We start from the raw sequence: 22,814 nt of genomic DNA, 5'->3' as shown, positions 1-22,814 counted from the left end.
CGATCAGCCGCTCGGCAACACTCTCGTCCCCATAAAGGAAGGAGAGCAGCGTGAACCCCGTCGATATTGTCCGTTTACTGTCACTGGCGGCCATCTGGGGTGCGAGCTTTCTGTTCATGCGCATCATCGCCCCGGTGATTGGTACCATCCCCACGGCCTTTTTCCGCGTGTCGATTGCCGCTACCGGCCTGTTGCTGATCCTCGGGCTGATGCGCATCAGCTGGGATTTCAAAGGCAAACTCAAGACCGTGATGCTGCTCGGGGTGATCAACTCGGGGATTCCGGCCACCCTGTATTCCGTAGCCGCCCAAGTGCTGCCGGCCGGGTACTCGGCCATTTTCAACGCCACCACACCGCTGATGGGCGTGTTGATCGGCGGCTTGTTCTTCCATGAGCGACTCACCGGCGCCAAGCTCGGCGGGGTATTTCTCGGCTTGTTCGGCGTTGGCGTGCTGACGCGCGCGGGCCCGGTGGCATTCGATATGCAATTGCTGATGGGCGCCCTCGCCTGCCTGCTCGCCACCACCTGTTATGGCTTTGCCGGTTTTCTAGCACGCCGCTGGCTGGATCAGGCCGGTGGGCTCGACAGCCGTCTGTCTGCGCTGGGCAGCATGCTCGGGGCGACGTTGTTCCTGCTGCCGCTGTTCGGCTACAGCGTGATCAGCCAGCCGCCAGCGAGCTGGGGTGGCTGGGATGTCTGGTTGTCGTTGCTGGGATTGGGGTTGGTCTGTACTGCGCTGGCGTACATCGTTTACTTCCGCTTGCTCAGCTCGGTCGGGCCGGTGAGGTCGATGACCACGACCTTCCTGATCCCGCCATTCGGGGTGTTGTGGGGGGCGCTGTTGCTGGGTGAGCCTTTGTCCATGGCGCATGTGTATGGCGGGGTGTTGATTGCGGCGGCGTTGTGGCTGGTGTTGAAGCCTGCGGTGAAGGCAATTGAGGTGGGAGCCAGGTAATTTGTGGTGAGCTTGATGACGCCTTCGCTGGCAAGCCAGCTCCTACAGGTTTCGAGCACGCCGCAAAACCTGTAGGAGCTGGCTTGCCAGCGATAGCGGTCATCCAGACACTACAAGGTTGACTGACTCACCTCCCCATCCACCAACCGCCGAATCCCCAGCGGATTGGCGTTCTGCAACGCCTCGGGCAACAACGCATCCGGGTAATTCTGGAGGCACACCGGGCGCAGGAAGCGATCGATCGCCAACGTCCCCACCGAGGTCCCGCGCGAATCGGACGTTGCCGGATAAGGCCCGCCATGCACCATCGCCTCGCACACCTCGACCCCGGTCGGATAACCATTGAGCAAAATCCGCCCGACCTTTTCCTGCAACATCTCCGCCAGCCAGCGGTACTCCAGCAGCTCATCCGCCTCGCCAATCAAGGTCGCGGTCAGTTGCCCGCGCAGCCCCTGCAGCGCCTGCGCCAACTGCGCACGGCTCTCGACTTCCACGACGATGGTGGTCGGCCCGAACACTTCTTCCTGAAGCAGTTCATCACCCTTGAGCAACAGGCCGACATCGGCCTTGAACACTTGCGGCTGCGCCTGACTGCCCTGCTGCGGCTTGCCCGCCAGATGGGTCAGCCCCGGATGTTCGTGCAGCTCGCCCAGGCCTCGGCTGTAACTGGCCAGCGCGCCAGCATTGAGCATGGTTTGCGCAGGTTGCTGGTTCATGCTCGCGCAAAAGGTTTCGAGAAACGTGCTGAACTGCGGCGAACGCAGGCCGATGACCAGGCCAGGGTTGGTACAGAACTGGCCACAGCCCAGGGTCACTGAACCGGCAAGCTGCGTCGCGATCTGTTCACCCCGTACGGCAAGCGCCTCGGGCAGCAGGAACACCGGGTTGATACTCGACATCTCGGCGAACACCGGGATCGGCTGTGACCGGGTCGCGGCCATGTGACTCAGGGCATTGCCGCCCTTGAGCGAGCCGGTGAAACCCACGGCCTGGATCGCCGGGTGCTTGACCAGCCACTCACCGACGCCACCGCCGTAGATCATGTTGAACACCCCCGCAGGCATTTCCGTGCGCTCGGCGGCGCGGATGATTGCGTCCGCCACCCACTCGGCGGTTGCCATGTGCCCGCTGTGGGCCTTGAACACCACCGGGCATCCGGCGGCCAGGGCCGAGGCGGTATCGCCACCGGCGGTGGAGAATGCCAACGGAAAGTTGCTGGCGCCGAACACCGCCACCGGGCCCAGGGCGATGCGGTATTGACGCAGGTCCGGGCGTGGCAATGGCTGGCGATCCGGCAACGCCCGGTCGATGCGCGCACCGTAGAAATCACCGCGACGCAGGACCTTGGCGAACAGGCGCAACTGGCCGCTGGTGCGAGCGCGTTCACCCTGGATACGCCCGGCCGGTAATGCGGTTTCGCGGCACACGGTGGCGACGAAGTCATCGCCCAGGGCATCGATTTCATCGGCGATGGCATCGAGGAAGGTCGCGCGTTTTTCTGCACTGAGATTACGGTAGATCGGGTACGCCGCGGCGGCGGCTTTGGCGGCGGCATCCACCTCGGCTTCGGATGCCTGGAAGAAGGTGCCGGGCAAAGGCTCACCGGTGGTCGCGTCGAGGCTTTGCAGGTGCAAGTTGCCGTTGGCGCTGCGGCGGCCGCCGATGTAGTTGTGTCCAAGTATCGTGGTCATTGCGGATTCCTTGATCGATTACAGACCTGTAGGAGCCGGCTTGCCGGCGAAGGCCACGGCACGGCAAACATCAACGTCGCGTGAAAAATCGCTTTCGCCGGCAAGCCGGCTCCTACAGGGGTTAAAGCGTGCGCACCTGACCGATTGCCAACGGCTGGGCACTTTCACCGATGCCGTTCACCAGCGGCGCTCCGAACTCATCGAGGCTGATCTGGAAGCGGTCCCCCGGCTGGGTCTTGATGCCATCGGCAAACGACAGCGTGGCGGTGCCGAAGTAGTGCACGTGCACATCACCGGGACGCAGGAACTGCGCGTACTTGAAGTGGTGGAATTCGAGGTTGGCCAGGCTGTGGCACATGTTGTCTTCGCCGCTGAGAAACTCCTTTTCCCAGATCGTCTTGCCATCGCGCTTGATGCGGCTGGTGCCCTCCAGGTGCCTGGGCAATTCGCCGACGCGCAGCTCCGGTCCATAGGAGCAGCAGCGCAGTTTCGAATGGGCGAGGTACAGGTAGTTGCGCCGCTCCATGACATGGTCGGAGAACTCATTGCCCAATGCATAACCGACGCGATACGGCAGGCCGTCGTCGCCGATCACGTAGAGCCCGGTCAGCTCCGGCTCTTCGCCGGCGTCTTCGGCAAAGGGCGGCACCGGAAAGTCCGCGCCGGGACGCACGACGATGCTGCCGTCGCCCTTGTAGAACCATTCCGGCTGCGCACCGACCTGCCCGGCCGCGGGCTTGCCGCCCTCCAGGCCCCATTTGAAAATGCGCATGGTGTCGGTCATGGCGGTTTCGACGGCACCTTCCTGCTGGTGCATCTTGTCCCGCGCCGAGGCGCTGCCCAGATGGGTCAGGCCGGTGCCGCTGATCAGGCAATGGGCCGGGTCTTCGTGGTCCAGCGGTGGCAGCACCTGGCGCTGCTGCAACAGCTGGGCGTAGTCCGGGCCCGGTTCGGTGCCGCGCAGGGCGACTTCTTCCTGCAGGCTGCGTTGGCCGCGGATCGCCGCGAGTGCCAGTTCACGGGTGCTGCGGGTGCCTTTAAGCACCTGGACCTGTGCCCCGTCGATCAGTCCGACCTGGCGCTCACCGGCAGTGTTTTCAAATTGAATCAGGCGCATGTCGCCTCCGCAAAGTCATGGACGGCGCCGCCGGATGACGGCGCCTCAAGGTCACTCGATGATGTTGAAGTCGCTCAAATACTCATCGGAGATTTCCAGGCCCAGGCCCGGCTTGTCGTCGTCGAGCTGGATGTAGCCGTTGACTGGTTGCGGCTCGCCCTTGAATACGTAGTAGAAGAGTTCGTTGCCGACTTCGACGTCGAACACCGGGAAGAACTCGGCCATGGGCGACGCCGTGGTGGACATGGTCAGGTGGTAGTTGTGCATCTGCCCGGCGTGGGGGATCACCGGCACCGACCAGGCCTCGGCCATGGCGTTGATCTTGCGCGCGGCGGTGATGCCGCCGACGCGGTTGGTGTCGTACTGGATCACGTCGATCGCACGGCGTTCCAGCAGGTCCTTGAAGCCGTACGAGGTGAACTCGTGCTCGCCGCCGGAGATCGGCATGATGCCCATTTTTTTCAGCTCGATGTAGCCCTCGATGTCGTCGGCGATCACCGGTTCTTCCAGCCAGCGCGGCTCGAACTCGGCCAGTTTGGGCAACATGCGGCGGGCGTATTCCAGGGTCCAGCCCATGTAGCATTCGAGCATGATGTCGACGTCGGGGCCGGCCAGGTTACGCAGGGCGCGCACTTGTTCGATGTTCTTGCGCATGCCCGCCGGACCGTCTTTCGGGCCGTAGCCGAAGCGCATTTTCAGCGCGGTGAAGCCCTGGTTCAGATAGCCCTGGGCCTCTTCGAGGAACAGGTCGAGGTTGTCGTTGGCGTAGAGCTTGGAGGCGTAGGTCCAGATCTTTTCCTTGGTGCGGCCGCCGAGCAGTTTGAACACCGGCTTGTTGACCGCCTTGCCCATGATGTCCCAGATGGCGATGTCGATCGCCGAGATGGCCGCCATGCCAATGCCCTTGCGGCCCCAGGCGTGGCTCTGGCGGTACATTTTCTGCCAGATGTATTCGTTGTCGAACGGGTCTTCACCAATCGCGATGGGTGCCAGGTAGGTGTCGATGATTTCCTTGGCTACACGGGGCGCCAGGGCGCAGTTGCCGATGCCGACAAGACCGGTGTCGGTCTCGACTTCCACCACCAGCCAGCCGTGGAAACGGAACGAGCCCATGGCGTCGCCGCGCTCGAACAGGATGTCGCTGGCGTTGGTGCAGAAGTGCGCTTGGGGTGGGACGACTTTGCCTTTCCACTCGAATACGCGGGTACGGATCGCTTTGATTTTCATGAATACGGTTTCCTTGCGCTGCCGGCTTCTTGTCATTGTTGTGTCGCTGCGTGGAGCCGCTCGGATGACGGTTCCAGGCATTCGATGGAGCGACTGTAGCCAGCGCCCGAAGGTGCGGATAATCACTTATGCGTATCCGGCGATAACCTGGGGTGATAGGAAAAAGCAGTAATCCCCTAGATCGAGTTATCGGGGCAATACATAAAACTGTAGGAGCTGGCTTGCCAGCGAAAGCGGCCCGACAGGCACCTCAGGGGTGTCTGTCAGGCCGTCTTCGCTGGCAAGCCAGCTCCTACAGGGGTATTGCGTTGTGTCAGTAGCTGTTGCCACCCATCCGGCAGGCAATCTCGAACGCCTGGCGAGTCGCGCCGACATTCGCCTTGCCCTGCCCCGCGATATCGAACGCGGTGCCGTGGGCCGGCGTGGTGATCGGGATGGGCAGGCCACCCTGGACCGTGACGCCACGGGAGAAGCCCATCAACTTGATCGCGATCTGCCCCTGGTCGTGGTACATCGTCACCACCGCGTCAAAGGCGCTGGCATCACCCTGGACCTTGAGAAAAATCGTGTCCCCCGGATACGGCCCTTCCGCCGCGATCCCCAGTGCCTGGGCCGAACGCACGGCCGGGCCGATGATGTCCAGCTCTTCGCGACCGAACGAGCCGTTGTCGCCGTTGTGCGGGTTCAGGCCGCAAACGCCGATGCGCGGTTTTTCCAGGCCGTTGCGCTTGAGCGCGGTGTCGATCAGTTGAATCGCTTCCACCACCCGCGCCTGGCTGAGCAGGCCCGGGACTTCAGCCAACGCCACGTGGGAGGTCACACGGGAAGTCCACAGATTGTCGAGCACGTTGAATTCACAGAACGGCCCGTGGAAATCCAGCAGCTCGGCGAACCAGTGCAACTCATCGTTGTGGGCCATGCCGGCCATGTGCAACGAAGTCTTGTTCAGCGGCCCGAACAATATCGCGTCGGTGGTCCCGGCCTCGGTCAGGCGCAGGGCGACCTCCAGGGTGTCGAGGCTGTAGCGACCGCCAATGACACTGGACTCGCTGCGCGGAAATTCACCGACAGTGTCGCCGCGAAAATCGTAGAACAGCGGCGTGTCGTCCATGAATGACAGCTGCTCCAGCGACTCCACCCGGCGATAGGGAAACTCCAGCCCGGCGATGCGCATGCCTCGCCGCATTTCCGCTTCGTCGGCAATCAGGATCACATTCGCCTGGCTGCGTACATCGGGCTCTCCGAGCAAGCGTGCGATCAGTTCCGGACCGATGCCCGCGGGGTCGCCCAGGACCATCGCGATGGTTGTCTTGTTCATGCTTCACTCCTCAAGGATTCAGGCCGCGCCCGGTCAATGGCGCAAGGTTCGCAGCGGTAGATGCGCTGCGCGTTGCTGTAGAACAGTCGCTCCTGATCGGCCACTGGCAGATCGGCAACGATGGATTTGAAACCGTTGTAGATGTCGTTGAACGAGCCACACAGGCTGTCCACTGGAAAGTTGCTGGCAAACATCGCCCGTTTGCTGCCGAACATCGCGATGATTTCGCGCACGATCCAGGCGTTGTCGATGGCGCGCCACGCCCGGCCCGCCTGGCCCAGGCCGGAAATCTTGACCTGCACGTTGGGCCACTGCGCCAGCCGCGCCATCGCGGCGCGCCAACCGGCCAGGCCTTCAGCGCTGCGGTCGCTGGGCAAGCCGGCGTGGTTGAGAATCAGGGTGATACCGGGGAAATCCCGGGCCAGTCGCTCAGCTTCGGGCAGGTTCCACCAGGGGGTTTGCAGATCGAAGTGCAGGCCCAGGCCCTCCAGCGCGGCATAACCGCGCCGCCAGTGCTCGTCGCTCATCAGGCTGCGCACCCGGCCGAACTGCGCGGGTGACGTCGGTCCGCCGGGCTTGTGCCGCACGCTGCGCACGCACTTGTGACTGGCCTGCTCGCGCAGCACGGCAATGGCGTCCGGGTGGTCGAGCCAGGCTTGCGCGACGATCGCATTCGGCACGCCGTAGCGGGCGGCCAGTTGCTCGATGAAACGGGTTTCGCCAATCGGGTCCTGCGGGTTCCATGCGGTCTCGACATACACCGTTTGCACGACTCGATGGTCGCCGGCATCGGCGAAGTAATCGTCGGGAAAGTAACGACGCTTGATCGCGGAGTAATCGCCATAGCGAAACGGGATGTTCGCCTCCGGCGCCAACCACGGATGGTCGTTGATCGTTGGGTCCCAGAAGTGATGATGGGCATCGATGATCGGACCGTTCCACAGTTCACCCATGGCGCACCTCGTCGAGACTGATGAACAACGTAGCCAGCACGAACACTGCCGAGCACACCGCGAAGAATCCCGGCACCGGGGCAAATCCACTGCTCATTTGCATAATCACACCGCACTGGTGACGAGCCATTGCGCGTCCCTCAATTTTTATTGTTGTACAGTTGCAGACATTAACCTGTGCCGCGTTTTTCACGGTGTTGATGAGCACTATCGAAGGCCCGGTGATAACCGTCTAATCAAAACTTGAAATCAGGCGATAGCTTCGGGTTATGGCACGCCGTGCTTTCAACGATCTTTCAATGTTGGACCTTTCTTTTCTGTAGGAGCGAGCTTGCTCGCGATGATCGTCAACGAAAACGCGTGTTTCCTGAATTAGCGCAGCGCTCGTGAGTCCATCGCGAGCAAGCTTGCTCCTACAGAAGTCCTGCTTCGTTTGACTAGCTATAACCCCAGGCTATCGGTGTATGTATTGTTTTGACTAGACGCGGGGGCTGCCTCTTCCCACACTCACTCCAGGCTTGCGGCTTTACCGCTCAAACAAGTCGCTCATAACAATTACAAAAACACAGAAACGAGGCCCTCCCATGCGAAATGCATTCGTCCGTCGCACTTCCCGTCTGTTTCTTGGCTGCACCCTGATCGCCGCCGGCGCCCTTCCCGCGCTCGCTCAAGCCGCCTGGCAACCGGACAAGAACGTCGAAATCGTCGTCGCCGGTGGCCCCGGTGGCGGTACCGACCAACTCGGTCGCCTGATCCAGTCGATCATCACCACGCATAAACTGCTCGACGTTAATACCATCGTCCTGAACAAGGGTGGCGGCAACGGCGCCGAGGCTTTCCTCGACATGAAAATGAACAAGGGCGATGCCGAGAAGCTGGTGATCGGCACCAATAACATCTACCTGTTGCCGCTGGTGTCCAAGCTCGGCTACCAATGGCAGGAGCTGACGCCGATTGCCGCCGTGGCCGAGGATGACTTCATTCTCTGGAGCTACAAAGGCGCACCGTGGAAGGATGCGAAAAGTTTCTACGAAGCGGTCAAGGCCGACCCGTCGAAACTGCGCATGGGTGGCAGCCAGTCCAAGGATGTCGACCAGACCCTGACCCTGCTGCTGAACCAGACCACCAACAGCAAACTGGTGTATATCCCGTTCAAAAGCGGCAGCGAGGCCGCGACCCAGCTGGCCGGCAAGCACATCGCCGCCAACGTCAACAACCCCAGCGAAAGCATCAGTCAATGGCGCGGCGATCAGGTCGAACCGCTCTGCGTGTTCAGTAAGGAGCGCATGGCCTACACCGAAAAAGTCGCCGGCGACAAATCCTGGGCCGACGTACCGACCTGCCACGAACAAGGCCTGGGCATCGATCAATACCGCTTCCCGCGCACCGTGTTCATGCCTGGCGACATTTCCGCCGAGCAACGCGCGTTCTATGTCGAGCTGATGCGCAAGGTCACCGAAACCCCGGAGTTCAAGGCCTACGTCAAGCAGAACGCGCTGGTGCCGACCTTCCTCGAGGGCGAGCCGCTGACCGCCTACATCGAAAAAGACACCGCCCGCGTCACCCCGGTCTTCAAGGAAGCCGGCTGGCTGAAAAACTAAGTTGTCACGGCCGCTCGCCTGCGGGCGGTCGTCATCTGCTGGAGGTGTCTTCATGTCCCATTCTTCGGATTCACCCGCGCTGGTCGGCACCCGTTGGGTCGAGCTCGGCCTGACCCTCTTCACGGCGCTGATCGGCGTGGTGGTGATGTTCGGCAGTGTCGAACAGGGTATCGGCTGGGGCGATGCCGGCCCCGAGCCGGGTTACTTCCCCTTCTACATCGGCCTGATGCTGAGCGCCGCGAGCGTGGCCAACTTTGTGCTGACCCTGGTGCGCTGGCAAGCGCTGAGCGTTGCATTCGTCAGTCGCAGTGCGTTCAGGCAAGTGCTGTCGGTGTTCATCCCGATTGCACTGTTCGTCGCGGCCATGCCACTGACCGGCATCTATGTCGCCTCGGCGTGCTTCATCGCCTGGTTCATGTGGCGTGACAAGGACCGCGCCAAGCCTTACGGCAAACTGATGATTGCCTGTATATCCCTCGGCGCGGTACTCGCCAGCTACCTGATTTTCGCGCTGTGGTTCAAGGTCCCGCTGGATGCCGGCCCGTTGGGCGACTGGATTGCCCTGGCCGGGAGAAACTTCAAATGAGCGAATTCGATTCCCTGTTGCAAGGCATGAACCTGATCCTGACCCCAGGCCACATCGGCCTGATGGTGATCGGCGTGCTGCTGGGCATCCTGGTCGGCGTGTTGCCCGGCCTCGGCGCCCCCAATGGCGTGGCACTGTTGCTGCCGCTGACCTTCACCATGTCGCCGGTGTCGGCGATCATCCTGCTGTCGTGCATGTATTGGGGTGCGCTGTTTGGCGGCTCGATCACCTCGATCCTGTTCAATATTCCCGGTGAGCCCTCATCGGTGGCGACGACGTTCGACGGTTACCCGATGGCCCGCGAAGGCCGTGCCGCCGAAGCCCTGACCGCCGCGTTCAGTTCGGCGTTGCTGGGTGCACTGGCGGGAGTGTTGCTGCTGACCTTCCTCTCGACGAAGATTGCCGCCTTCGCCATGTCGTTCAGTTCGCCGGAGTTCTTCGCGGTGTACCTGTTGGCGTTCTGCACCTTCATCGGCATGAGCAAGAACCCGCCGCTGAAAACCGTGGTGGCGATGATGATCGGTTTCGCCATGGCGGCGGTCGGCATGGACACCGTGTCCGGCAACCTGCGCTTGACGTTCGATCAGCCGACCCTGATGACCGGCATCAGTTTTGAAGTGGCGGTGATCGGCCTGTTCGGCATCGGCGAAATCCTCTGCACCGTGGAGGAAGGCCTGGTGTTCCGTGGCGAGCACGCGCGCATCACGCCGATGGTGATCCTGCGCACCTGGGCCAAGTTGCCGCGCTACTGGTGGACCATTGTGCGTAGCACCCTGGTCGGTTGCTGGATGGGCATTACCCCGGGCGGGCCGACCGCCGCTTCGTTCATGAGCTATAGCCTGGCGCGGCGTTTTTCGAAGAACCGCGACAACTTTGGCAAGGGTGAACTCGAAGGCGTTATCGCGCCGGAAACCGCCGACCACGCCGCCGGCACCAGCGCCTTGCTGCCGATGCTGACCCTGGGTATTCCCGGTTCCGCCACCGCAGCGGTGATGCTCGGCGGCTTGATGATCTGGGGCCTGCACCCTGGGCCAACCCTGTTCGTCGAGCAGCATGACTTTGTCTGGGGCCTGATCGCCAGCATGTACCTGGGCAACGTGGTGAGCCTGATCGTGGTGTTGGCCACCGTGCCGCTGTTCGCCTCGATCCTGCGCATTCCGTTCTCGATCATCGCGCCGATCATCATCATGGTCTGCGCCATCGGTGCCTACTCGGTACACAACTCGTTCTTCGACGTGGTGCTGATGCTCGGTTTCGGCGCGTTGGGTTATCTGTTCAAGAAACTCGGCTACCCGATTGCGCCACTGGTACTGGCGGCGGTATTGGGTGACAAGGCCGAAGATGCGTTCCGTCAGTCGATGCTGTTCTCTGACGGGCACCTGGGGATCTTCTGGTCCAACCCATTGGTCGGCAGCCTGACCACGGCGGCGCTGCTGATGCTGTTCTGGCCGCTGATTTCCAAGGCCCTGGCAGCCCTGATGGGCTTTCGTAAACCCCAGGTCGCCAAGCCAAAATCGGTGCTGTGACACAGCAATGCTGGCAACGCCTGACATTTGTTGTCAGGCTTGCCGCAGTCCTGATTGCGAGTGCGGCCCATGTCCCGAATTCCTGATGCCAATGTAATCCACAGTCGACTGCGGCTGCGCCAGCTGCGGCTGATGCTCGCGCTGGAGGAGTTCGGTTCTTTGCGCCGCGCCGCCGACCACATCGGCATGACTCAACCGGCAGCGACCAAGATGCTGCATGAGGCCGAGGACCTGCTCGGCGTCGAGCTGTTTGAACGGCTGCCTCGGGGCATGCGCTCGACCCCGTTCGGTGAAACCGTCATCTACTACGCACGCATGGTCTTCGCTGAGCTCAGCGGCATGCGCGAAGAACTGGTGGCGCTGCAATCGGGCAACCTGGGTCGGGTCGCCGTTGGCGCGATTCCGGCGCTGGCTTCCGGGCTGTTGACCCGCACCATCGCGACCTTGAAGCAAAGCCATCCACGCTTGTCCATGAGCATCCAGGTCGACACCAGCGACGTGCTGGTACAGGCGCTGTTGCAGGATCAACTGGACATCGTTTTAGGAAGGATTCCGCCCGGAGCGCGGGCCGAAGAACTGCTGTTCGACAGCCTGGGCGAAGAAGCCCTGTGCGTGATTGCCGGTGCGCAAAATCCGCTGGCGCAGGAGAAGCAACTGGGTTGGGCAGAATTGCAGAACATGACCTGGGTGCTGCAACAGCAGCCAAGCCCGATGCGCGCGATCATCAATCAGGTGTTCCACAATGCGCGGGTCGACATTCCCAGCAGCATCGTCGAAACCACCTCGATCATGACCCTGCTCTCGTTGATCCAGCAGACCGATATGCTCGGTGTCACACCGGTGTCGGTGGTCGAGGATTATCCCGGTCGAGACCTGCTGGCGGTGTTGCCGATCAAATTCGAAGCACGACTGCCACCCTACGGCTTGATCACCCGCCGCCATCGCATTCAGTCCTCGGCGATGCAGGCATTCATGAACTCGGTGCGGGCCGAGCATGCGCTGAGCAAATGAAAAGGCCCCTGTAGGAGCTGCCGGAGGCTGCGATCTTTTGATCTTGCTTTTAAAAGGTCAAAAGATCGCAGCCTCGTTGCACTCGGCAGCTCCTACAGGGAAATGCGTTTACGCGGTTTTACGGAACACGAACACCAGGCCAACGATAATCAGCACCATGCCGAGGATACTCAACAGCGCCAGACGATTGCCGAAAATCAGGTAATCCATCACGGCCGTCACGGCCGGCACCAGATAGAACAGGCTGGTGACATTCACCAGGTCGCCCCGGGCGATCAAGCGGTACAGCAACAGGGTCGCCAGCACCGACACCACCAGCCCCATCCACAACACCGGCACGATGAAACCGCTGCCGTGTTCGAAATGAAACGGCTGGAACGGCACGAATATCCCGCAGAGCAACAACCCGGCCAGGTACTGCACCGGGAGCGTGCCAAGGGGATTATCGGTGATGCGTTTTTGCATGATCGAACCGAAGGTCATACTTGCCAGCGCCAGCAGGCCGAAGAGCATCCCGGCCAGCGACATGCCGGCCAGGCCGATGCCCTGATAGACCACCATGATCAACCCGGCCAGGCCCATCGACAGGCCGAACATGCGGCTGGCCGAGCGCTGGCGCTCCATGAGCACCACCGTGAGAATCGGTTGCACGCCCATGATGGTCGCCATTACACCGGGCGTGACCTTTAGGTCGAGCGCCAGCAGATAAAAAATCTGATACGCCCCCAGCAACACCACACCAGTCGCCATCGCATACAACATCGGCCTGCCGCCCTTGGGCAACTTCAGCTTCAGCAGCGGCATCAGCAACACCAGGCCGCACAACGCGATGACGAAGCGAATCAACAGAAAGGCAAAGGGTGATGCGTGGGCCAGCCCCCACTTGGAGAAGATCGCCCCGCTGCTCCACAGCAGAACGAACAGGCTCGTGGAAGCCGCCGCGAGCGCGGACTTTTTCGAAAGGACAAACATGAATACCACCTGTAGTCAGGCAAGAAGCCAATTCAGCCGAAGCTGAAATCCAGTAGTTTTTTCAAGCGGGCGCGTTTCGGAGAGGGTCAGCAGAACAATGCTGATCAGCCCGAAATGCCAACACCCGGCGGTGATACGACTGCGTACACCGGCGTGCTACGGACAGGTGGGGGGTAATGACTGATCTGCACAGGCTGCTGGTTCCCGCACGGCACGACGCCAGCGTTGACCGCTGAATCGACTACCGCGTTGATGAGGGTTGCAGGCATTGGGCTGATCTTTTTCGAAAAGTTGAAAAGCAGGTCATGCAGACCTGCTTGAGCTGACTATAACCAGAGGTGTGGCAGGCATCAACTCTCTTGCAAAAGACGGTTGAGGTATTGGCCATAACCATTTTTTGCCAATGGCGCCGCCAGTTTCTGCAGCTGATCGGCATCGATCCATTTCTGCCGGAAGGCAATCTCTTCAGGACAAGCGACTTTGAGGCCCTGGCGACGCTCGAGCGTGGCAATGAACTGGCTGGCATCGAGCAATGAGTCGTGGGTTCCGGTATCCAGCCAGGCGTAACCGCGGCCCATGATTTCTACCGACAGGTTGCCCTGTTCCAGGTAGAGACTGTTGATATCGGTAATCTCCAGCTCACCCCGCGCCGATGGCTTGATGCTCTTGGCCATCTCGACAACGTCGTTGTCATAGAAATACAGCCCGGTGACCGCAAAATTCGACTTGGGCTTGAGTGGCTTTTCTTCGAGGCTGATCGCCGTGCCCTGGCTGTCGAACTCGACCACGCCGTAACGCTCCGGGTCATTGACGTGATAGGCAAAGACACTCGCCCCCGCCTGACGCGCCATGGCACTTTGCAGAATATTGATGAAGTCGTGGCCGTGATAGATGTTGTCACCCAGGACCAGGGCGCTGGGGTCGTTGCCGATAAAGTCTTCACCGATGATGAAGGCCTGTGCCAGGCCATCGGGCGAAGGCTGCACCGCATAGGCAATGTTCAGGCCCCAACGGGTGCCATCCCCCAGCAGCTGTTCGAAGCGTGGGGTGTCCTGTGGCGTGGAGATGATCAGGATATCGCGGATACCCGCCAGCATCAGGGTGCTCAGCGGGTAGTAGATCATCGGTTTGTCGTAGACCGGCAGCAGCTGCTTGGAAATGGACAATGTCGCCGGATGCAGTCGAGTACCAGAGCCGCCGGCAAGGATGATGCCTTTACGATTGAGCATATTCATTTCTCCAGTATTTCTGCGAGCATCCGTGTCACGCCGACTTTCCAGTCAGGCAAGCTCAGCGCAAAGGCCTTTTGCAGTTTTTGCGTATCGAGTCGGGAATTGCATGGGCGTCGTGCCGGCGTCGGGTACGCCTCGGTGCCGATCGCGTCGACCATTGCCGGGCCAACCTTGAGCTTCATCCCTGCCCGCTCGGCGTGTTCGAGTACAAAACGAGCATAGCGACACCAGGTGGTTTCGCCAGCGGCTGCAAGATGGTAGATCCCGCTCAATTGCGGGTCGGCCAGCAGGCTACGGATGGCATGGGCGGTCACATCCGCGAGCAATTCGGCACCGGTTGGCGCGCCGAACTGATCGTCGATCACGGCCAGGCGTTCACGTTCCCGGGCCAGGCGCAGCATGGTCGTGGCAAAGTTGTTGCCCCGAGCGGAATACACCCAACTGGTACGCAGGATCAGATGCGCACAGCCGCTGGCGGCGATCGCCTGTTCGCCGGCCAGCTTACTGGCCCCATAGACACTCAATGGCGCGACCGGATCCTGTTCCTGCCAGGGCGTATCGCCAAGCCCTGCGAACACATAATCGGTGGAGTAATGCACCAGCAGAGCCTTGAGCCGTAACGCCTCGCGAGCCAGCACCGCCGGTGCATCGGCATTGACCCGATGGGCCAGCTGCGATTCGCTTTCAGCCTTGTCGACCGCGGTGTAGGCCGCTGCGTTCACGATAACGTCAGGTGCGAAGCGCTGCACGGTGGCGGCCAGCCCTGGCAAATCCGTCAGATCGCCGCAGTACTCCTGGCTTGCGGAGTCCAGCGCCAACACCTCGCCAAGGGGCGCGAGACTGCGTTGCAGCTCCCAACCCACCTGGCCGTTCCTGCCGAGCAATAGCAGTTTCATGCATTGCGCCCGGCATAGTTTTTCTCGACCCATTCGCGGTAGGCGCCGGACTGGATATTGCGTACCCAATCCTGGTTGTCCAGGTACCACTGCACGGTTTTGCGAATGCCGGTCTCGAAGGTTTCCGCCGGTTTCCAGCCCAGTTCACGCTCAAGCTTGCGGGCATCGATGGCATAACGTCGATCGTGCCCGGGCCGATCGGTCACGTAGCTGATCTGTGCATGGTAGGGCTGGCCGTCGGCACGCGGACGCAGCTCATCGAGCAACGCGCAGACGGTGTGCACGATCTCGAGATTGGTTTTTTCGTTCCAGCCACCGACGTTGTAGACCTCACCCACGTTGCCGGCCTCCAACACGCGGCGGATGGCGCTGCAGTGGTCCTTGACGTACAGCCAGTCGCGAATCTGCTGGCCATCGCCATAGACCGGCAATGCCTGGCCGGACAGCGCGTTGACGATCATCAGCGGAATAAGCTTTTCCGGGAAGTGATACGGACCGTAGTTGTTCGAGCAGTTGGTGGTCAGTACCGGCAGGCCATAGGTGTGATGGTAGGCGCGCACCAGGTGGTCGCTGGCGGCTTTGCTGGCCGAGTAAGGGCTGTTGGGTTCATAGGGGTGGTTTTCGTTGAACGCCGCTTCGTCCTTGGCCAGTGAGCCGTAGACTTCGTCGGTGGACACATGCAGGAAGCGAAAGGCCTGCAGCGCATCGGGCGCCAGCCCCTTGGCATAGGCGCGCACGGCTTCGAGCAAGCGGAAAGTGCCGACGATGTTGGTGTCGATGAAGGCCTGCGGCCCGTGGATGGAGCGATCGACATGGGACTCGGCGGCAAAATTGAGAATGGCACGGGGCTGGTGCTCTTCGAGCAAGCGCTCGACCAGGGTACTGTCACCGATATCGCCCTGCACGAATACATGCCGGGTATTGCCCGACAGGCTGCTGAGGTTATCCAGGTTGCCGGCATAGGTCAGCTTGTCCAGGTTGACTACGGTTTCATCGGAGTGAGCCAGCCAATCCAATACGAAATTTGCCCCAATGAAGCCTGCACCGCCAGTTACCAGGATGGTCATTGATTCAGACCTTTTTCAGTAAGGTTGCGAGGATCGGCCCCCCAATGGCGTTACTGCCAAGGAAACTCTGCTGTCGCAAGGATTTTGGATAAGGGTTTGAACATTCAACCAGCGCATGCCAGCTCTACGACCGGCTCTGTATAGACTCCCCCGACGCCCTGAACGGCACTAACAGGCGACATTCGTAATATAGCTTAGCTCCCAAAAATAAAAAAAAAGATCGCCTGGTGGCGATCTTTTTTCCCGGCCTTTGGCCATCGGGTGCTCAACCTATCAGCCAATGGCCCAGTAACCCCAGCACGCCAATCGCCAAGATCGGCCGCATTGCCCGATACGCCTTGGGGTGACCGCGTTTCCACTGCTTGACCAGCCCGCTGAACCTGTCGCTGAACTGCTTGCTCCAGGCATAGGCCTGGTTGATCCCGCCCACCCGCTCATCCGCAAGGTTCTGCGGCGCGGTGGCGCGCCCCAGCAGGCGGCTGATCCAGCGGTTGATGCCGGTGATCAAGCGGTTACTGAGCGGCCGCTCGATGTCGCAAAACAGAATGACCCGGGTCTTGTCAGTTTCGTTCTTGACCCAGTGCACATAGGTTTCGTCGAACATCACGTCTTCACCATCACGCCAGGCGTAGGCCTGACCGTCGACAAAGATGCGACAAGCGTCGCTGTTGGGCGTCGACAGCCCCAGGTGGTAGCGCAAAGAGCCGGCAAATGGATCGCGGTGCGGATTGAGATGACTGCCCCCCGGCAGCAGGGCAAACATGGCCCCCTTGACGTTGGGAATCGCGCTGACCAGCGCTACGGTCTGCGGGCACAGCAACTCGGCCGAGGGCAAGGGTTGGTCGTACCACTTGAGGTAGAAGCGCTTCCAGCCCTTCTTGAAAAACGAACCGAAGCCGGCATCGTTGTTATTTTCCGCGGCGCGGATGTACCCCTCATCGAACAGGTGCAGCGCTTCTTCGCGGATAACTTGCCAATTGTCCTTGAGCACATCCAGCTCGGGAAACCTGCTGCGGTCCAGGTAGGGTTTTGAAGGCACGCCGGAGAACAGATACATCAAGGCGTTATAGGGGGCGAACAGGGCCGAATGGTTGACGAACTGACGCAAGACCGGCAAGCGCGCCTTGCCACGCAAATGTACATAGAGGGTACTGCCCAGAAACAGCAGCAACAACGACGCTTTCGCGGCAACCGAAACGCTCATTTACAACTCCTTGATCGATAATCTACGCAACGCCATTCCTCGACGCGGCCGTTGGCATGATAAACATTACCAATCGCGGGAAAAACCCGTGTAACCCGACATACAGTGTTAAGGAATGCGCAACAAAGCATGTCTTAACACAAGGTGCCTGAACGCTTGCTGATCCGCGTCAGGACACCTGATGAAGAAGGGGACTCCCCTTCTCCATCATCCAGCCTTCCCTACCCGTTACTGCTGGTTCTCCTGCTCGGTAAACAGATCGCTGAACAGCATGCTCGACAAATAACGTTCACCGGAATCCGGAAGGATCACCACAATGGTCTTGCCCTGCATCTCCGGGGTCTCGGCCAGGCGTACCGCCACGGCCATCGCAGCGCCGCAGGAGATGCCGCACAGGATGCCTTCTTCCTGCATCAAGCGCAGGGCCATGGCCTTGGACTCCTCGTCGGTGACCAGCTCCACCCGGTCGACGATCGACAGGTCGAGGTTTTTCGGCACGAAACCGGCGCCGATGCCCTGGATCTTGTGCGGGCTCGGCTTGATTTCTTCACCGGCCAATGCCTGGGAAATCACCGGTGATACCGCTGGCTCCACCGCCACCGAGACGATGGGTTTGCCCTGGGTATTCTTGATATACCGTGAAACGCCGGTAATGGTTCCGCCGGTTCCGACACCGGCCACCAGGACATCCACCGCGCCGTCGGTATCGTTCCAGATCTCGGGCCCGGTGGTTTTTTCGTGGATGGCGGGGTTGGCCGGGTTGTCGAACTGCGCCGGCATGAAATAGCGCGCCGGATCACTGGCGACTATTTCCCCGGCCTTCTCGATCGCGCCTTTCATGCCCTTGGCCGGCTCGGTCAGCACCAGTTCCGCCCCCAGCGCCTTGAGTACCTTGCGGCGCTCGATGCTCATGGATGCCGGCATGGTCAGCATCAATTTGTAGCCACGGGCGGCGGCAACGAAGGCCAGGCCGATGCCGGTATTGCCGGACGTCGGTTCGACGATGGTCATGCCCGGCTTGAGCCTGCCTGTGCTTTCGGCGTCCCAGATCATGTTGGCGCCAATCCGGCACTTGACCGAGTAACCGGGGTTGCGCCCCTCTATCTTGGCCAGGATGGTAACGCCACGCGGCGCGATACGGTTGATCTGCACCAACGGCGTGTTGCCGATGGAATGGGCATTGTCAGCGTAGATACGGCTCATGGCTGGGTCCTTAACGACAGCATTGAAATAGGGCATCAAGGTAAGCCTCTTGCCCCTGGGCGTCCAGTCAGGTCGAACGTCCGGATGTAACCGCAGTCAATGGTTTTAGAACGTCAGAGAATTACCACCATGAAACGTCGATACCGCTGGCCGTTGTGGAGCTTCGCCGGCCTCCTTGTGTTGCTGATTGCCCTGCACTTCGCCCTGCCCTACCTGGTGCGCGACTACCTGAATGACCGGTTGGCGAACATGGGCGATTACCGTGGCCAGATCACCGACGTGGACCTGGCCCTGTGGCGCGGTGCCTACAAGATCAACGGCCTGAAAATCGTCAAGGTCGAGGGCAAGGTGCCTGTGCCCTTCGTCAATGCGCCGCTGATCGATCTCTCGGTCAGTTGGCATTCGCTGTGGTACGACCACGCGGTGGTCGCCCAAGTGACGTTCCTCAGGCCCGAGGTCAACTTTGTCGACGGCGGGGCCAACAAACAGAACTCGCAAACCGGCGAAGGCACCGACTGGCGTGCCCAACTGGGGAAATTGTTGCCGATCACCCTGGATGAAGTGCGGATCGACGATGGCAAGATCAGCTTTCGCAACTTCAATTCCAAGCCACCGGTGAACATGAATGCCACCAAGGTCGACCTGAGCATCTACAACCTGACTAACGTGGTCGATGCCAAAGGCAAACGCGACGCCCGCTTCGAAGGCAAGGCGCTACTGCTGGGTCACGCGCCCCTGGAAACCACGGCCACCTTCGACCCCCTGAGCAACTTCGAAGATTTCGAATTTCGCATGCGGGCCCGGAACATTGAGCTCAAACGCATGAATGACTTCGCTTCGGCCTACGGCAAGTTCGATTTCAATGCCGGCCATGGCGACGTAGTCATCGAAGCCAAGGCGAATAAAGCCAAACTGACTGGCTATATCAAACCGCTGCTGCGGGATGTCGACGTGTTCAACTGGCAACAGGATGTGGAAAACAAGGACAAGGGGATCTTTCGTTCCATCTGGGAGGCTATCGTCGGCGGCTCGGAAACCGTGCTGAAAAACCAGGGCAAGAACCAGTTTGCCACCCGGGTCGAGCTCAGCGGCAACGTCCATCAAAAAGATATCAGCGCGTTCCAGGCGTTTTTGCAGATTTTACGCAATGGTTTCATCCAGGCATTCAATGCGCGCTATGAACGACCCAAGCCGGAGGCCGATTAATCTTTACGCGTGACAGTGTACCGCCCGGTGTCTTCGGCTGCCCGTAGCGGATTGGCTTGCTGTTGCAGGAAATCCCATCCCAGGCAGGCCAGGGCCAGTGACCGCGGTACGGCCTCTCGGCCACTGCTGTAGCGACTGATGCTGCGGGCGCTGACGCCCAACGCCTCGGCGGCCTGATTCAGCGGCAATCCGGTTCGAGCGCGCCAGTCGATGAAAATCCGGGTATTTTCGTCCGACGCGTTTTGCGCCAGCGCATCCAGGTACAGGGTGTCGGCACCGATCTGGATGTCCAGCTCAGGCCACTCCACGCACCAGCCATCGTCACCCAGCATGGCCCCCTCGAACGCGCTTCCCTGCAAGGGCTGCAAGCCGGCAAAGGACTGCAGGTCGCGACTCAGGTCCAGGGTCAGTTGTTGACCATCGATGAACGTCAACGCCAGCCGATAACCCGGCAATACCTGTACTGCCGATAGTCGTGGTCGCTTCATGGGTAACATCGTTTCCAATCCTCCAGCAATTGCGCCTGATGGGCTCTGATCCACCCGAGCGCTTCCTTGATAATCAACGGCGGTGCCTTGCCTGCCATCACTTCGACGGTTTCCAGGCTCAGCATGACATCCAGCCCGCCACCGGTCAGATGAACGTGGGGCGGCGGATGGTCCTTCTCTCGCAGCTGAATGCGATACGTATCTCGAAATCGGTATTTAGTAGACATGCCCGGCAAGCTATCGCCAAAATGGCGATATCTCAATACTGGCCAGCCGCCGAGACTGAGTCAAGATGTGACGCTCCATTCAGAGACTGAATAAGCCGTCTGCGTTCACAGGCGACCGGACACCGCGTTATAGTCGGGGCTGACCATTTTATTGCACCTTTTATTGCACCTTTCATTGCACCCCTGCGCCCTGCCTCGCTCAGGCCGGCGTTACCGTTCGAGGATTAGCAGATGAAGTTCGAAGGCACCCAGGCCTACGTCGCCACCGATGACCTGAAGCTGGCGGTCAACGCCGCCATCACCCTGGAGCGGCCGCTGCTGGTCAAGGGCGAACCTGGCACCGGCAAGACCATGCTCGCCGAACAACTGGCCGACTCCTTTGGCGCCAAGCTGATCACCTGGCACATCAAGTCCACCACCAAGGCTCACCAGGGCCTCTATGAGTACGACGCGGTCAGCCGCCTGCGCGATTCGCAGCTCGGCACGGAAAAGGTCCACGACGTTCGCAACTACCTGAAAAAGGGCAAGCTCTGGGAAGCCTTCGAATCCGAAGAGCGGGTCATCCTGCTGATCGACGAAATCGACAAGGCCGACATCGAGTTCCCCAACGACCTGCTGCAAGAACTCGACAAGATGGAGTTCTACGTCTACGAGATCGACGAGACCATCAAGGCCAAGAAGCGCCCGATCATCATCATTACCTCCAACAACGAGAAAGAGCTGCCGGACGCCTTCCTGCGCCGCTGCTTCTTCCACTACATCGCGTTCCCGGATCGCACGACGATGCAGCGGATCGTCGACGTGCATTACCCGGACATCAAGAAAGACCTGGTCAGCGAAGCGCTGGATGTGTTCTTCGACGTGCGCAAGGTGCCGGGCCTGAAGAAAAAACCATCGACTTCAGAACTGGTGGACTGGCTGAAGTTGCTGATGGCCGACAACATCGGCGAAGCGGTGCTGCGCGAACGCGATCCGACCAAGGCCATCCCGCCGCTGGCCGGCGCTTTGGTGAAGAACGAACAGGACGTGCAACTGCTGGAGCGTCTGGCGTTCATGAGCCGTCGCGGCAGTCGATAAGAGGCTGATGCCATGCTGCTCAACCTGTTCAATGAAATGCGCGCAGCCAAGGTGCCGGTCTCGGTGCGCGAGCTGCTGGACCTGATCAACGCGCTGAAACAGCGCGTGACCTTCGCCGACATGGACGAGTTCTATTACCTGTCCCGGGCGATCCTGGTGAAGGACGAAAAGCATTTCGACAAGTTCGACCGGGCCTTCGGGGCCTACTTCAATGGCCTGGAAAAGCTCGACGATCACCTCCAGGCCCTGATTCCGGAAGACTGGTTGCGCAAGGAGTTCGAGCGCTCGCTGACCGATGAAGAGCGGGCGGCGATCCAGTCCCTTGGCGGCCTCGACAAGTTGATCGAAGAATTCAAGAAACGCCTGGAAGAACAGAAGGAACGCCATGCCGGCGGCAACAAGTGGATCGGCACCGGTGGTACCAGCCCGTTCGGTTCCGGCGGTTTCAACCCGGAAGGCATTCGGGTCGGCGATGCCGGCAAGCGCCAGGGCAAGGCCGTGAAAGTCTGGGACCAGCGCGAGTACAAGAACCTCGACGATTCAGTCGAGCTGGGCACGCGCAACATCAAGGTCGCCCTGCGCCGCTTGCGCAAATTTGCCCGCCAGGGCGCGGCGGAAGAGCTGGACATCGATGGCACCATCGATCACACCGCCAAGGATGCCGGCTTGCTGAACATCCAGATGCGACCGGAGCGACGCAACACGGTGAAGCTGTTGCTGCTGTTCGACATCGGCGGCTCGATGGACGCCCACGTGAAGATCTGCGAAGAGTTGTTCTCGGCCTGCAAGACCGAATTCAAGCATCTGGAGTACTTCTACTTCCACAACTTCATTTATGAATCGGTGTGGAAGAACAACATGCGTCGCACTTCCGAACGCACCTCGACCATGGACCTGCTGCACAAGTACGGCGCCGACTACAAAGTGATCTTCATCGGTGACGCCGCCATGGCGCCCTACGAAATCACCCAGCCGGGTGGCAGCGTCGAGCACTGGAACGAAGAAGCCGGTTATGTGTGGATGCAGCGGTTCAAGGAGAAGTACAAGAAGCTCATCTGGATCAATCCGTATCCGAAGGACACCTGGGGTTATACCTCGTCGACCAATATTGTGCGGGATTTGATCGAGGACCAGATGTATCCGTTGACCCTGCGGGGGTTGGAGGAAGGGATGCGGTTCCTGTCCAAATGATCGGGTGACGGTCTAAAAGATCGCAGCCTGCGGCAGCTCCTACAGAGATCGGTGTAGGAGCTGCC

At 60.4% G+C, this 22,814-nt stretch carries 21 protein-coding genes; 8 read left to right on the top strand and 13 right to left on the bottom strand.

The window, feature by feature from the left end:
• Positions 1–50 precede the first annotated feature (50 nt).
• The gene (locus tag SOP85_RS26765) at positions 51–956 is read left to right on the top strand and encodes a DMT family transporter (protein WP_274073568.1); all 906 of its coding nucleotides are present in this window, start codon (positions 51–53) and stop codon (positions 954–956) included.
• A 110-nt stretch (positions 957–1,066) separates the two neighbouring features.
• Here the strand turns inward: SOP85_RS26765 and SOP85_RS26760 are convergent, their stop codons facing one another.
• The 5 genes from SOP85_RS26760 to SOP85_RS26740 form a co-directional block, all read right to left on the bottom strand.
• On the bottom strand, positions 1,067–2,647 hold the full coding sequence (locus SOP85_RS26760) for an aldehyde dehydrogenase (NADP(+)) (protein WP_323628782.1): 1,581 nt from the start codon (positions 2,645–2,647) through the stop codon (positions 1,067–1,069).
• A gap of 121 nt (positions 2,648–2,768) precedes the next feature.
• Positions 2,769–3,764: an AraD1 family protein gene (gene araD1, locus SOP85_RS26755; RefSeq protein ID WP_323628781.1), complete on the bottom strand. Its 996-nt coding sequence runs from the start codon at positions 3,762–3,764 to the stop codon at positions 2,769–2,771.
• A 51-nt stretch (positions 3,765–3,815) separates the two neighbouring features.
• Positions 3,816–4,991 carry an L-rhamnonate dehydratase gene (locus SOP85_RS26750; protein ID WP_274073565.1) on the bottom strand — a complete coding sequence of 392 codons (1,176 nt, stop codon included), beginning with the start codon at positions 4,989–4,991 and terminating at the stop codon, positions 3,816–3,818.
• Between the two features lie 313 nt (positions 4,992–5,304).
• Positions 5,305–6,309, bottom strand: a complete 1,005-nt coding sequence (locus tag SOP85_RS26745) for a 4-hydroxythreonine-4-phosphate dehydrogenase PdxA (protein ID WP_323606770.1) — start codon at positions 6,307–6,309, stop codon at positions 5,305–5,307.
• A complete protein-coding gene (locus SOP85_RS26740; RefSeq protein ID WP_323628780.1) occupies positions 6,306–7,262 on the bottom strand; it encodes an amidohydrolase family protein in 957 nt (318 codons plus the stop codon). The genes SOP85_RS26745 and SOP85_RS26740 overlap by 4 nt, the downstream gene beginning before the upstream one ends.
• Positions 7,263–7,846: 584 nt before the next feature.
• On the opposite strand from SOP85_RS26740, the gene SOP85_RS26735 reads away from it, so the two are divergent.
• From SOP85_RS26735 to SOP85_RS26720, 4 genes are all read left to right on the top strand, one after another.
• Positions 7,847–8,863 (top strand): Bug family tripartite tricarboxylate transporter substrate binding protein, encoded by a 1,017-nt coding sequence (locus tag SOP85_RS26735; protein WP_274073562.1) that lies wholly within the window; start codon positions 7,847–7,849, stop codon positions 8,861–8,863.
• Positions 8,864–8,915: 52 nt separating this feature from the next.
• Complete coding sequence (locus tag SOP85_RS26730) at positions 8,916–9,449, top strand: tripartite tricarboxylate transporter TctB family protein (RefSeq protein WP_323606768.1); 534 nt, start codon at positions 8,916–8,918, stop codon at positions 9,447–9,449.
• On the top strand, positions 9,446–10,975 hold the full coding sequence (locus tag SOP85_RS26725) for a tripartite tricarboxylate transporter permease (protein ID WP_274073560.1): 1,530 nt from the start codon (positions 9,446–9,448) through the stop codon (positions 10,973–10,975). Before SOP85_RS26730 ends, SOP85_RS26725 begins: the two co-directional genes overlap by 4 nt.
• Positions 10,976–11,044: 69 nt before the next feature.
• Positions 11,045–11,986 (top strand): LysR family transcriptional regulator, encoded by a 942-nt coding sequence (locus SOP85_RS26720; protein ID WP_274073559.1) that lies wholly within the window; start codon positions 11,045–11,047, stop codon positions 11,984–11,986.
• 108 nt (positions 11,987–12,094) lie between these two features.
• Here SOP85_RS26720 and SOP85_RS26715 read toward each other — a convergent pair whose 3' ends face one another.
• From SOP85_RS26715 to cysK, 6 genes are all read right to left on the bottom strand, one after another.
• Complete coding sequence (locus tag SOP85_RS26715) at positions 12,095–12,958, bottom strand: DMT family transporter (RefSeq protein ID WP_274073558.1); 864 nt, start codon at positions 12,956–12,958, stop codon at positions 12,095–12,097.
• 350 nt (positions 12,959–13,308) lie between these two features.
• The gene (rfbA, locus tag SOP85_RS26710; RefSeq protein ID WP_274073557.1) at positions 13,309–14,187 is read right to left on the bottom strand and encodes a glucose-1-phosphate thymidylyltransferase RfbA; all 879 of its coding nucleotides are present in this window, start codon (positions 14,185–14,187) and stop codon (positions 13,309–13,311) included.
• A gap of 2 nt (positions 14,188–14,189) precedes the next feature.
• The gene (gene rfbD, locus SOP85_RS26705) at positions 14,190–15,086 is read right to left on the bottom strand and encodes a dTDP-4-dehydrorhamnose reductase (protein ID WP_323628779.1); all 897 of its coding nucleotides are present in this window, start codon (positions 15,084–15,086) and stop codon (positions 14,190–14,192) included.
• Positions 15,083–16,153 carry a dTDP-glucose 4,6-dehydratase gene (rfbB, locus tag SOP85_RS26700; protein ID WP_323628778.1) on the bottom strand — a complete coding sequence of 357 codons (1,071 nt, stop codon included), beginning with the start codon at positions 16,151–16,153 and terminating at the stop codon, positions 15,083–15,085. Before rfbB ends, rfbD begins: the two co-directional genes overlap by 4 nt.
• A gap of 265 nt (positions 16,154–16,418) precedes the next feature.
• Complete coding sequence (locus tag SOP85_RS26695) at positions 16,419–17,357, bottom strand: aspartyl/asparaginyl beta-hydroxylase domain-containing protein (protein ID WP_323628777.1); 939 nt, start codon at positions 17,355–17,357, stop codon at positions 16,419–16,421.
• A gap of 228 nt (positions 17,358–17,585) precedes the next feature.
• Positions 17,586–18,560 carry a cysteine synthase A gene (gene cysK, locus SOP85_RS26690; RefSeq protein WP_323628775.1) on the bottom strand — a complete coding sequence of 325 codons (975 nt, stop codon included), beginning with the start codon at positions 18,558–18,560 and terminating at the stop codon, positions 17,586–17,588.
• A 99-nt stretch (positions 18,561–18,659) separates the two neighbouring features.
• Between cysK and SOP85_RS26685 the strand changes: the two genes are divergently transcribed.
• A complete protein-coding gene (locus SOP85_RS26685) occupies positions 18,660–19,766 on the top strand; it encodes a DUF748 domain-containing protein (protein WP_442967946.1) in 1,107 nt (368 codons plus the stop codon).
• On the opposite strand, the gene SOP85_RS26680 is transcribed toward SOP85_RS26685, so the two are convergent.
• Together SOP85_RS26680 and SOP85_RS26675 are read right to left on the bottom strand one after the other, a co-directional pair.
• The gene (locus SOP85_RS26680) at positions 19,763–20,263 is read right to left on the bottom strand and encodes a DUF2442 domain-containing protein (protein WP_323628773.1); all 501 of its coding nucleotides are present in this window, start codon (positions 20,261–20,263) and stop codon (positions 19,763–19,765) included. The genes SOP85_RS26685 and SOP85_RS26680 overlap by 4 nt on opposite strands.
• Positions 20,251–20,481 carry a DUF4160 domain-containing protein gene (locus SOP85_RS26675; RefSeq protein ID WP_323628772.1) on the bottom strand — a complete coding sequence of 77 codons (231 nt, stop codon included), beginning with the start codon at positions 20,479–20,481 and terminating at the stop codon, positions 20,251–20,253. Before SOP85_RS26675 ends, SOP85_RS26680 begins: the two co-directional genes overlap by 13 nt.
• A gap of 231 nt (positions 20,482–20,712) precedes the next feature.
• On the opposite strand from SOP85_RS26675, the gene SOP85_RS26670 reads away from it, so the two are divergent.
• Together SOP85_RS26670 and SOP85_RS26665 are read left to right on the top strand one after the other, a co-directional pair.
• Positions 20,713–21,558: an AAA family ATPase gene (locus tag SOP85_RS26670; protein ID WP_008055443.1), complete on the top strand. Its 846-nt coding sequence runs from the start codon at positions 20,713–20,715 to the stop codon at positions 21,556–21,558.
• A 12-nt stretch (positions 21,559–21,570) separates the two neighbouring features.
• Positions 21,571–22,749, top strand: coding sequence for a vWA domain-containing protein (locus SOP85_RS26665; RefSeq protein ID WP_046816791.1), 1,179 nt, complete (start codon positions 21,571–21,573; stop codon positions 22,747–22,749).
• Positions 22,750–22,814: the final 65 nt, after the last annotated feature.

It is taken from the genome of Pseudomonas sp. YuFO20 (assembly GCF_035064975.1).
GTDB lineage: Bacteria > Pseudomonadota > Gammaproteobacteria > Pseudomonadales > Pseudomonadaceae > Aquipseudomonas > Aquipseudomonas putida_AE.
Note: the sequence above shows the minus strand (reverse complement) of the source record. Positions and strands in the feature narration are given on the sequence as shown.